11 protein-coding genes are annotated in these 11,178 nt (G+C 60.2%); 7 read left to right on the forward strand and 4 right to left on the reverse strand.

All coding sequences use genetic code 11. The features are described from left to right. Both HMPREF2724_RS03110 and HMPREF2724_RS12300 read right to left on the reverse strand, forming a co-directional pair. The coding region (locus HMPREF2724_RS03110) for a threonine/serine exporter family protein (RefSeq protein ID WP_083306081.1) at window positions 1-1,099 on the reverse strand (1,099 nt) is incomplete at its 3' end. A 47-nt stretch (window positions 1,100-1,146) separates the two neighbouring features. Continuing rightward, a complete protein-coding gene (locus tag HMPREF2724_RS12300) occupies window positions 1,147-1,317 on the reverse strand; it encodes a DUF4236 domain-containing protein (protein WP_005529875.1) in 171 nt (56 codons plus the stop codon). Between the two features lie 195 nt (window positions 1,318-1,512). On the opposite strand from HMPREF2724_RS12300, the gene HMPREF2724_RS03115 reads away from it, so the two are divergent. Together HMPREF2724_RS03115 and HMPREF2724_RS03120 are read left to right on the forward strand one after the other, a co-directional pair. Continuing rightward, entirely contained in the window at window positions 1,513-2,589 is a 1,077-nt protein-coding gene (locus tag HMPREF2724_RS03115) for a lipase family protein (protein ID WP_070587110.1), read from the forward strand. Then, complete coding sequence (locus tag HMPREF2724_RS03120; RefSeq protein WP_168164865.1) at window positions 2,562-2,759, forward strand: hypothetical protein; 198 nt, start codon at window positions 2,562-2,564, stop codon at window positions 2,757-2,759. The genes HMPREF2724_RS03115 and HMPREF2724_RS03120 overlap by 28 nt, the downstream gene beginning before the upstream one ends. A gap of 101 nt (window positions 2,760-2,860) precedes the next feature. Here HMPREF2724_RS03120 and HMPREF2724_RS03125 read toward each other — a convergent pair whose 3' ends face one another. Continuing rightward, window positions 2,861-5,581, reverse strand: a complete 2,721-nt coding sequence (locus HMPREF2724_RS03125) for an ATP-dependent Clp protease ATP-binding subunit (RefSeq protein WP_061924678.1) — start codon at window positions 5,579-5,581, stop codon at window positions 2,861-2,863. Between the two features lie 251 nt (window positions 5,582-5,832). Between HMPREF2724_RS03125 and HMPREF2724_RS03130 the strand changes: the two genes are divergently transcribed. Together HMPREF2724_RS03130 and HMPREF2724_RS03135 are read left to right on the forward strand one after the other, a co-directional pair. Next, window positions 5,833-7,236: a hypothetical protein gene (locus HMPREF2724_RS03130; RefSeq protein WP_083286019.1), complete on the forward strand. Its 1,404-nt coding sequence runs from the start codon at window positions 5,833-5,835 to the stop codon at window positions 7,234-7,236. Between the two features lie 13 nt (window positions 7,237-7,249). Continuing rightward, a complete protein-coding gene (locus HMPREF2724_RS03135; protein WP_070455247.1) occupies window positions 7,250-7,876 on the forward strand; it encodes a hypothetical protein in 627 nt (208 codons plus the stop codon). A gap of 7 nt (window positions 7,877-7,883) precedes the next feature. Here the strand turns inward: HMPREF2724_RS03135 and HMPREF2724_RS03140 are convergent, their stop codons facing one another. Then, window positions 7,884-9,308, reverse strand: coding sequence for an MDR family MFS transporter (locus tag HMPREF2724_RS03140; protein ID WP_256375018.1), 1,425 nt, complete (start codon window positions 9,306-9,308; stop codon window positions 7,884-7,886). A 176-nt stretch (window positions 9,309-9,484) separates the two neighbouring features. On the opposite strand from HMPREF2724_RS03140, the gene HMPREF2724_RS03145 reads away from it, so the two are divergent. The 3 genes from HMPREF2724_RS03145 to HMPREF2724_RS03150 all read left to right on the forward strand — a co-directional run. Continuing rightward, window positions 9,485-9,679 carry a hypothetical protein gene (locus tag HMPREF2724_RS03145; RefSeq protein WP_070455249.1) on the forward strand — a complete coding sequence of 65 codons (195 nt, stop codon included), beginning with the start codon at window positions 9,485-9,487 and terminating at the stop codon, window positions 9,677-9,679. A 109-nt stretch (window positions 9,680-9,788) separates the two neighbouring features. Next, window positions 9,789-10,091 (forward strand): hypothetical protein, encoded by a 303-nt coding sequence (locus tag HMPREF2724_RS12605; protein WP_141748322.1) that lies wholly within the window; start codon window positions 9,789-9,791, stop codon window positions 10,089-10,091. Further along, the coding region (locus tag HMPREF2724_RS03150) for a serine/threonine-protein kinase (RefSeq protein ID WP_070587117.1) at window positions 10,052-11,178 on the forward strand (1,127 nt) is incomplete at its 3' end. The genes HMPREF2724_RS12605 and HMPREF2724_RS03150, both read left to right, overlap by 40 nt.

Below are 11,178 nucleotides of genomic sequence, written 5' to 3' on the forward strand. Positions count from 1 at the left end.
GATAGACAGAGCGGAACATCGCTGCGCCGGGAATCATGATGACTGCGGCGGGAACCGTGGTGGTGATACGTGGCAGATGCATGGTGCGCGCCACGCGCCCGCCCAGCAGACCGATGATCGTGCCGCCCACGAAAGCTGCGAAGTAGCTGGTCACTCCCAGCTCTAGGATGCCCAAGCGCACCATGTTGGCTACGGTGCCTACTATTGCGGCGGCAATCACCATGCGCCGCGAGGAATTAAACAGGAAGGCAAAGCCGGCGATGCCTAAGAAGCTAGCCAGGATGGCGGCTGCGTACCAGCTGGCATCGGGCACAGGTGGCGGCGCAATTGGGGTAAGTTCCGTGAACCAGCTGACCATGGCCACCGTGAAGGTAGCCGCGATGATGACGGTCAGTGCGTAGCTAAGCCGCGCCATGCCGGCGTCAAAGTCAAAGCGCGCCAAATCAATCAGCGCGGAAAACAGCGGGAAGCCGGGAATCAGGAAAAGAACTGCGGCGACATAGCCCGAGGAGAAGTCTGTGGGATTGGCTAAGCCAGCAATAGACAAAAGCTCGGTGCTCAGGAAGTAGACCAAGCTCGCCGTGGCGCCACCTGCCACAATGCAGCCAATCTGGTGCACGTGCTTATGATGCAGCGCCCACCTGACGAACTGCCCGCAAAAGGCAGCGAGCGCGACCAAGAAGACAACATAGGACTGGAAATAGTTAAGCACTGAGAAGGAAGCGCAAGCCACGCCCGCGGCAGTGGCCAAGGTAAAACCATTCCAGCGCTTGCGCACGTGAGACTCGATGTCATCGAGGAAAGCATCGAGTTCTTCCGCAGTAATGCCGGCGTAGAGGCGATTATGGGTGAGATCCTCAAGGGCTTCGATACGAGATGCGTCGACAGCTGGCGAATGCTGCTGCGCCACCACGGTGCGAAAAGCTCGCCCCTTATGGAAGGTGCACGTAATTTGGGTAACGCCTACGTTGGCGTCCAACCGGGAAAAACCTAGAGCGCGGGCCGCGCGCTTCATTCCGCGCAGCGCACGATAGCCCGACGTGCCGGCGCCCATAAGCAGCATGCCAAGGCGCAGCACAACGTCGGCTTCAATGCCCATGCGGACATAGTCACTCGTAGGTTCTTCCATGGTTGCGACCTTGTAATTTAGCGCCAGCGTCCCCGGAAGTTCAGCCCGCCAGGCAGGTTGATCCACATGCCGCCGCGGGAGTTGAAGGTCACCGGCCCCACCTTGGTGGACATGGATGCCCCAGAGCCGGAGATGTTGATCCAGCTATTCTTGCCGGTTTTCTTACGAGATCGGTATTGAATGCCCATGGCTATACAGTTTAGCGCGGTGGTCTCAGCGCGCTATCGCATTGCGGCGCCTTAGCGCCCTACTCAATGTGCCTACATGCCAAATCGACGGGACAACGCCCGCAGATTCGGTCACGATTTGGCATCTAGGGCGGCAAAGCCGCAATCGCACGCCTCAGCCCGGAGAAAATCCCCCATGCCAGTAGACTGGAATCCGTGAATTTCCTGCGCCTTCTTACCCCTACTGTCACCAGCTTGCTCCTCTTTGCACCGAGCATGCCGGCTCAGGCTGCGCTGAGTTCTGGCTCCTCTATGGCGGGTTCCTCGCTCAGCAGCGCCCTCGTGGCGGATTTCTACGAAGATGAGCCCGAGGGCGTCGCCAATGCTGAGCCCGGCACCGTGCTGCGCCGCGAGAACATAGCGCACGGGGTCGAACGCATTCTTTATTCCTCCCGGCTTGAAGATGGCACTCCCACTTATGTTTCGGGCACCGTCATGGAGCCGACTGAGCAGTGGGAAGGCCCGGGTGAGGCTCCCACGGTGGTGATGGCTCCGGGCACCCGGGGAATGGCGGATAGTTGTGCGCCTTCGCGAAGCAAGGGCTTTTTAGGCCCGGTCTCGTTGTTGGGGTCTTCCATCAATGTCAACTATGAATCCCCGTTGTATTCCAAGTTCCTGGACCGCGGAATGCGCCTGGTCATCACGGATTACATTGGTTTGGGTACCCCGGGTGTGCACACCTATGCCAACCGGCTTGAGCAAGGGCACGCGCTTATCGACGCCGCACGGGCCGCCGCATCTGGGCCCGTCGCATTCTTTGGCTATTCCCAGGGTGGCGGTGCTGCAGCCGCTGCGGCTGAGCTCGTTCCGGAATATGCGCCGGAGCTAGACCTGCGTGCGACTTTTGCGGGCGCTCCTCCGGCAGACCTAGTGAAGGTGCTCGCCGGTTCCCCACGGCTTGGGCCGAACTTGGCCTATGCCATTGAAGGATTTAGCGCCCGTTCGCAGGATTTCTCCGCCGCGGTCGACGAGTACTTCAACGCCAAGGGCAAGCACTGGTTGGAAGAAAACTCCCGCTCCTGCATCGTGGATTCCTCGATGCGCTGGTCCATGACGGATCTGTCCGAGCTCACCGACACTGGAATTTCGATGAGCGAGTTCATCACCTCCGATGAGCGGGTGCGCTCCGTGCTGGAAGCACAACGCATCGGCAACCTGCGCCCGGCCGGCAAGGTTTGGTGGGCAGCGCACCCAACGACGACATCGTGGACCACGCCCAAGCAATGCAGCTAGCCACCGACTGGCAAGAGCTCGGCGGTGAAGTAGAAACCCTCGAAGACCGCGGCGGTGCACTCTCCTCCCGCGTTGCCGGCGGCCACATCGCAGGTCTTATCGGACAATATGAACCAGCAATCGATTGGCTCGAAGAGACCCTAAGCACCGAAGCAGATTCTGCGGAGTAGAGCAGAAACTTAGCGAACCTAGAAGAAGGAAAACGAAAGGGGCGCCTGCGTACTCATGTTGTACGCAGGCGCCCCTTTTGCTTTTCAGCTAGCGGCGAGCCTTAGAGTGGCTGGCCAGCACCAGCTGCTGGTGGGTTGCCCTCGCCGTCGTCATCATTGGACTCTGGCAAGACGTCGCTGGAGAGGATATCCGGGGTGTCGGTGGAATCTGCAGCGGTAGTCTCTTCCTCGTTCTCGCGCACCTCAGCGTCAGCGAGGTCATCCTCAAAGGTGCCCTCCGGTAGCGGGCGCGGACGCGGCGTGAAGGTGAAGGTGGCCTTGGAGTTGTCCTTGGACTCACCATCCCAGTTCTCCACGTCAACGGTGATGATTTCACCGGCGCCGATTTCGCCGAAGAGAATCTTCTCAGAGAGCTGATCCTCAATCTCGCGCTGGATGGTGCGACGCAGCGGGCGCGCACCGAGGACTGGGTCAAAGCCGCGCTTTGCCAGCAAGTCCTTTGCCTTCTGAGTCAGCTCGATGCCCATGTCGCGCTCAGCCAGCTGCTTCTCCACGCGGCCGATGAGAAGCTCAACCATCTCGACGATCTGCTCCTGAGTGAGCTGGTGGAAGACCACGATCTCGTCGATGCGGTTCAGGAACTCTGGGCGGAAGTGCTTCTTCAGCTCATCGTTGACCTTGTTCTTCATGCGCTCGTACTGCGCATCAGAATCGTTCTCAGAGGAGCCGGTGAAGCCCAAGCCCACGGCCTTGGAAATGTCCTGGGTGCCCAGGTTCGAGGTGAAGATCAGAACGGTGTTCTTGAAGTCCACGATGCGACCCTGCCCGTCGGTCAGGCGGCCGTCCTCGAGGACCTGCAGCAAGGTGTTGTAAATCTCCTTGTGGGCCTTCTCGATCTCGTCGAAGAGAACCACGGAGAATGGCTTGCGGCGAACCTTCTCGGTGAGCTGGCCGCCCTCTTCGTAGCCGACGTATCCCGGAGGAGCACCGAAGAGTCGGGACGCGGTGAAGCGGTCGTGGAACTCGCCCATGTCGATCTGGATGAGGTCATCATCAGAGCCGAACAGGAAGTTAGCCAGGGACTTGGAAAGCTCCGTCTTACCAACGCCGGACGGGCCGGCGAAGATGAAGGAGCCGGAAGGACGGCGTGGGTCCTTGAGGCCTGCACGGGTACGGCGGATAGCACGGGAGACGGCCTTGACGGCATCGTCCTGGCCAATAATGCGCTTGTGCAGCTCCTCTTCCATGTGCAGCAGACGGGAGGATTCCTTCTCCGTCAGCTTGAGCACAGGGATGCCGGTCCAGTGCGCCAGAACCTCTGCGATTTGGTCCTCGCCTACCTCGGCGATCTCCTCAAGGTCGCCAGAGCGCCACTGCTTTTCCTTCTCCGCGCGCTCTTCACCGAGCTTGCGCTCTTGGTCACGCAGGCCAGCTGCCTTCTCGAAGTCTTGAGCATCGATGGCGGTTTCCTTTTCCTTGCGCACCTGGGCGATGCGCTCATCGACCTCACGCAGGCCTTCCGGCGCGGTCATGCGCTTGATGCGCATGCGGGCGCCGGCCTCGTCGAGGAGGTCGACTGCCTTGTCCGGCAGGAAGCGGTCATTAATGTAGCGGTCAGACAACGATGCCGCAGCCTTCAGTGCTTCATCGGTGTAGGAGACGCGGTGGTGTGCCTCGTACTTATCGCGCAGGCCCTTGAGAATCAGGATGGTGTCATCCAAGGATGGCTCGTCCACCTTGACCGGCTGGAAGCGACGCTCCAGTGCGGCATCCTTCTCGATGTGTTTGCGGTACTCATCGAGCGTGGTTGCACCAATGGTCTGCAGCTCGCCACGGGCTAGCTTTGGCTTCAGCAGCGAAGCAGCATCGATAGCACCCTCTGCGGCACCTGCACCAACGAGGGTGTGGATCTCATCGATGAACAGGATGATGTCACCGCGCTGGTTAATCTCCTTCAGGACCTTCTTCAGGCGTTCCTCAAAGTCACCGCGGTAACGGGAACCTGCAACGAGGGAACCCAAGTCCAGCGAGTAAAGCTGCTTATCCTTCAGGGTCTCTGGGACCTTGCCGTTGACGATGTCGAGAGCCAGGCCCTCAACGACGGCGGTCTTACCAACGCCCGGCTCACCGATGAGGACCGGGTTGTTCTTGGTACGGCGGGAAAGCACCTGCATGATGCGCTCAACCTCGGACTCGCGGCCGACAACTGGGTCAAGCTTGCCGTCCTTGGCTGCCTGGGTGAGGTTACGGCCGAACTGGTCCAGCACCAGGGAGTTGGAACGCTCGCCGGAACCCGACGGCGCGGTGCGGCCGCCAGAACCAACGCCGGCGCCAGCGCCGACGGGACCGCCCTGGGACTGGCCGTCATTTTCACCATTGCCACCCTCGTAACCAGAAAGCAGCTGGATAACCTGCTGACGCACGCGTGGAAGGTCAGCACCGAGCTTGATCAGCACCTGCGCAGCAACGCCTTCACCCTCACGGATGAGGCCGAGCAGGAGGAACTCGGTGCCGATGTACTTGTGGCCCATCTGCAGGCCCTCGCGCAGGGAAAGCTCCAAGACCTTCTTAGCGCGTGGAGTAAACGGAATGTGGCCGGTGTGCGGCTGGGAGCCGTGGCCAATGATTTCCTCAACCTCGCGGCGCACGTCCTCGAGCGAGATGCCCATGGACTCGAGGGCCTTTGCGGCAACGCCTTCACCCTCGTGGATGAGGCCGAGCAGGATGTGCTCGGTGCCGATGTAGTTGTGGTTGAGCATGCGTGCTTCCTCCTGCGCCAAAACGATGACGCGGCGAGCACGGTCAGTAAACCTCTCGAACATTGCCTTATACCTCTATGCTTTCGCTAATAATGTGTCATCCACTCTAACGCGCTGACTGGACATGCAATTCGCCGTTTTTTAAACCCACCCATCTATATACCCATTTCCCCTGCTCACACCACTGTACGCCGGTAGCGAACAGGAAGTTTATGCCACTTGTATGCCCCTTTTCGCTTAGCGATGTCCGTTTGGCCGTTACTCTTAATTAAGAAACGCACCCTATACCGCTTGCCTTTAAAGGATGAATCCCTGTGAAAAAGCTCCCTGAGTTCTTCTCTACTCAGCATCAACTTCGTCAGCTTTCCGTAATGGACGAATCCCCGGTCTCCACGCTTTTCGGTGTCGTGGACTCCTCTAATAAGCCAATGACGGTCGAGCTTTTTGAGCCCAACCACCGCGGTGCGGTTAAGCAAGCCTCCGCGCTTTCCGACGTCCACCATCGCTCCATCGCCCCGCTCGTCGGCACCGGAACCACAGAAAAGGGCCAGGACTTTCTGGTGCGCGCCGCACTTTCCGGCGAGCCGCTTTCTACCTTCACCGGCTCTGGCCTAGGCGCGCAGCATCTCACCAAGACCGAGGCGCTTTCAGTTTTTACTCCTTTGGCCGAGGCAGTGGATTACCTGTTGCAGAACAACCAGGCGGGCTTTGCCATGCATGCGCTGCATCCGCGCCGCATCATGGTTACGGGTTCGCGCAGCAATGCGGTGCTGTGTGCGGCAGGCCCGGGCGTGGGCAACGTCACCGCTGAGCAGGTCACGCAGCGCTTTGCGGAGCTCATTAAATCTGCGCATCCGGAGTTCAAACCAGATTCCCAGTTCAACTCGGCTGGCTCGGTTATCGACGCCCTGCGTCACGCCTCTACTTCCACGGGTACCGCTGCAGCGGGCGTCGCTGCAGCGGGAGCAGCTGGTGCCGCAGGCGCAGGTTTTGCTTCCCAGTTCGCCAGCCCGCAAGCTGCGGCAACCCGCGAGCAAACCCACCCGCAGACGCAGCCTCAGCCAGCGCAGCAGGCCCCGCAGCAGCAGATGCCACCGCAGTACATGCCTCAACAGCAGCCGATGATGCAGCAAGGCCAGTACCAGCAGGGGTTCCAGCAAGGCTACCCACAAGGCCAGCCGCAGGGGCAGATGCAGGGCCAACCACACGGCGCGGAATTTGCTACACCGGTCGCAGAAAAGAAGTCCGGCTCTGGCAAGAAGACCGGCCTCATCGCGCTGTGCGCCGCACTGGCAGTGGTCGTTCTCGCCGCCGCCGGCATCTTCTTCTTCAAGCAGTACCCGGGCTGGAACGATGATGAAAGCAACCTCGCAGAGGCCTACCCTGGCCTGCTGGGCTCGCGCAGCGGCACCTCCGGCTATGGCGATACCAAGTGCCACCACCGCGAGCCGGAGGAAGGCCAGCTGGCGAAGATCACCTGTGAGGGCGACGATTTAAGCTATTCTGTCGCCTCCTACGAATCCGTGGAAGCCCGCGACGCCATCCTGCCTTCGGATCCCACCGAGCTTTCCAATGGTCAGTGCACCGTCCAGAGCTTCGAAGCCCCGAACGCCGAGGAGCCGACCTATTACATGGCAGTGCCTGGCACCCAGTCCGCCTTCATTATCTGGGGCGCAGACGCGGAGAACGCGCGCCTAAAGATGCAATTGTGCGCCTAAAGGAGCAGCGACCATGGATAATTCGCAGGAAAACAAGACCATCTACATCGCGATTGCCGTCGCAGTCCTAGCACTTATTGCACTGGTAGGCGGCAGTGTTCTGGCCATGCGAATGCTGGGCGGCGCCAAAGAAAATGCGCAATCCCAGCTAGCCCCACTTGCCGAAGCCCCTGCAACTGAGAGCACCGCGAAAGAGGATGAGAATTCAGAAAGCAGCCAACGCGCTGAGAGCGAAAAATCTGAAGAAGCTGCAACCATAACCGAGACCGTCGAACAGACGGTCACGCAGGAATACACCGCTCCTGCAACTAAAAACTCCAGCTCGGACTTGCCCGCTGGATTTAATCCTTCCGCCGTTGCTTGCGACGGCCACGGCGTGCTCATCGTCGATTCCGTCGTGGCCGGAAGCCCGGAAGAGGCCCTTCCACAGCTTGAGCGCTCAGTCGCTGCCTACCCCGGCGCGGAATACTACAACCCAGGTATCTGCCCATCTGTGCGCGGCGAGGTAGCAGAGGGCAAGGTCTACCCGGTGGCCATCGATTATGGCTTCGATACCGATGCTCTGTGCTCCGCAGCTTCCCGCCTGGGCGGCAACCCACGCATCATGTCCAACCGCGCAGAGTTCCTCTCCCCCTGCTAGCTAAAGGCTAATCCTGCGGAACCGGACGCAGCATCGGCGCGAGCACGAGTGCCACAAGCGATGCGACGGCCGCGAACAAGAATGCCCAATGCGTGCCCTGTGCGGTGGCGGCGGATTCGTCCATGCCCGCCTCCATGCCAGCAACAGTGCCGCGGGTCAAGAAAACCACTAGGAAGGCCGTGCCCATCGCACCGGCGAGCTGCTGCAGAGTGTTCATGATTGCCGAGCCATGCGAGTAGAGCTCATTCGGCAGCGAGGACAAAGCCGTAGTCATAAGCGGAGTCATCATAAGGCCAATACCCCCCGCAAAGGTCACGTGCATGACCACCACGAGCCACACCGGAGAGCCCTCCCCCAGCGTTGCCATCGCGCCAAGCCCCAACACCAGCAGGATGGCGCCGGGAATCATCAACGGGCGCGGGCCATGAGAGTCATAGATGCGCCCCACAAACGGCGAGACAAGGCCCTGCAACAGGCCGCCCGGCATCACCACCAGGCCAGTAACCAAGGCGGAAACGCCGAGGGAGGTTTGCAGGTAAATCGGCAAGACCGTCACCGAGCCCAGCATCAGCCCAAAGGAAACCAGCATGATGACCACGGCAATCGTGTAATTGCGCACGCGGAAGGGGCGCAAGTCCATCAGCGCGTGGTTCTCCTTGCCCAACGCTAGCTGTCGCTTAGCAAAGACAACCAAAGCCACCGCGCCCACCACGGTGGCGATAATTTCCACCAGGCCGTCGCCTTCCAGCATCTTTTCGATGGATGAAAGCCCGTAGACCAGCCCGCCGAAGGCGAATACCGAAAGCACCACCGACAATGGGTCCAGCGGGGTATCGCGGCTTTCCCCGACGTCGACAAGCTTGGCCATGCCCGCTACCACCAGCAACGCCATCAGCGGGGCCATCGCCCAGAAGATGAAGTGCCAGCTCAAAGCATTAACAATCGCGCCGCCCACCGTGGGGCCTAGGGCGGGAGCCACCGAAATGACAATCGAGATGATGCCCATCACCGATCCACGGCGCTGCGGCGGAACCAGGGTCATAGCCACCGTCATCAACGTCGGAATCATTAGCGCCGTGCCCGCCGCCTGCACCACGCGTCCGCCAAGCACGACCAAGAAAGCCGGCGCCAGCGCCGCAATCACGGTGCCGGCGAGGAAGAGTCCGGTCGAAGCAAAGAAGATCTGCCTGGTGCTAAAGCGCTCCAGCAGGTACCCCGTGGTGGGAATGACCACACCCATGGTCAGCATGAAACCCGTGGTCAGCCACTGCGCCGCCGTCGCCGGGATGGAAAAGTCTGCCATGACGGCAGGCAATGCCACCGACAACGAGGTCTCGTTCAAGATCATAATCATGGCGCCCAAGACCAGAATCGTGAGGTTAATAACTACGTCGCGGGACAAGGAATCGGGAGCAGAAGAATTTTGGGACACGAAGACAGAGATTAGGGCAGTCCCGCGCGCATCTTGCAGCAAGACCAGGCGTTTGTGAGAAAAGACACTTCAAAGGCGATCTGGGGAGTTCTCCCGAGTGCGGCAATGTAGTTGGAAAAGTGAACGGTGTTCTAAAATTATTAAGTTCCCATGTAAACCCTGGAAGGAGACCACGGATGTTGAAGAAGGGGCAGCTGCTCATCGACAACCTCGTGGGCCAGCAGGTGATTCTTTCACCTGGACAACAACTAATAGCCGGCCGCACCGCAGACCTTCCCATCGGTGAAGATGATTTAGCCGTACACCGCCATTTTCTCCACTTCTTCGAATCGGACGGAGTGTGGTTGGTCAAAACATCGGCAATTTCTTGACCGTCACGATGTCTTCGACCAGCAACCGCGCTTATTCTCCTATCCGCGTTGTTCCCCAATCCACCGCCATCATTCCGCTTGGCGCCTCGCTTTTGCGTTTTCCACCAAGATGATGCGCTATGAATTAGAGCTCGTGCAGGGCACCCCTGTCACAGAACCCGAGGTAGATAGCCTGCCAAACGCAGAATTTACCCGGAATACTTTCGAGCCCAATTACGAGCAGCGCCGCGTGCTCGAAGCTCTCGCGCGCCCGCTTCTCAAGGATCCCAGCGCCGTGCCGCGCGTGGTGATTCCTTCTACCAAGGAACTGGCCGAGGAATCGACGAGCGCTACACCGACATCCGCCTCATCGCTGAGGGCGGCATGGGGCGCGTGTACTACGCGCGCCAAAAGGACCCGGAACGCGACGTAGCCATCAAGGTCATCAAGGCCACCCCCAACCCCGATGCACGCGAGCGTTTCCGCGCGGAGATGCGGCGCATGAGCCACCTCAGCCACTCCGCCATCGTTCCGGTTTACACCGGCGGCACGACGGAAGGTTTGCCCTATTTTGTCATGCGCTACGTGGAGGGCGGCACGCTTGACGACGTCCTGAAGGCCCGCAAGGCCGCAGGGCTCCACTTCGACTTGGCCGAGGTTGCTATCTATCTCGAACCTATCGCGCAGGCATTGGACTACCTGGCCAGCCTTCCCACGCCGGTTGTCCACCGCGATGTGAAACCCGCAAATATCCTGGTCCCCGATGATCCGCGCCCCTCGGCGACGGTCCTGACAGACTTCGGTATTGCGCTCTACGAAGAGGATAATCGCATCACCTCCGAGGGCATGCGCGTGGGCACGGATGCCTATTTGGCACCGGAGCTCTATCCGACGTCGCTAAGCAACAAGGCTCCAGTGGCTACCGCGGCAAGCGACCGCTACGCGCTGGCGCTCATCGCGCTGGAAATGCTGACGCTGGAGAATCTGCGCGCGCACTACAACCGGCAACAATGGGCGCATTCGCGCTTGATTCCGAAAATCACCGGAGCAGACGTAGGACCGCGCAACCAGGGCTTTGCCGAGCACATCAACACGGTGCTGCACAAGGCGCTCGCGGAAAATCCGGCACGCCGCTATGTCAGCGCACGGGAGTTCATCGAGGAGCTGACCACACCCACCGCTACCCCGCGGCGCGAGCGTACCGCCCGCAAATGGCTTCTAGCCGCGATGGTACTCGGTCTCTGCGGCATCGGCGTGGCCGGTGCATGGAATTACCTAGCCAAAGAAGACTGGAGCGGACCGCAAAAGGAACTCGCAGCAGAATATCCCCAAATTGTGGGCGAGAAGGAAGGCGGCACCGGCTGGGAAGGCCTGAAATGCAACCCGCAGGAGGTGGCAGCGGAGGCGCCGATGGAGGCGTCGATAAGCTGCTCCAGCCCGCGCCAGCAGATAAGCGTGCTGGAATTTGCCTCCTCCGACGCGCGCAGCGATTTCAAAAAAGCCTCCCCTGGGCGGGGTAG

Origin of the sequence: Corynebacterium sp. HMSC071F07 (genome assembly GCF_001810285.1) — a bacterium.
Classification (GTDB): domain Bacteria; phylum Actinomycetota; class Actinomycetes; order Mycobacteriales; family Mycobacteriaceae; genus Corynebacterium; species Corynebacterium simulans.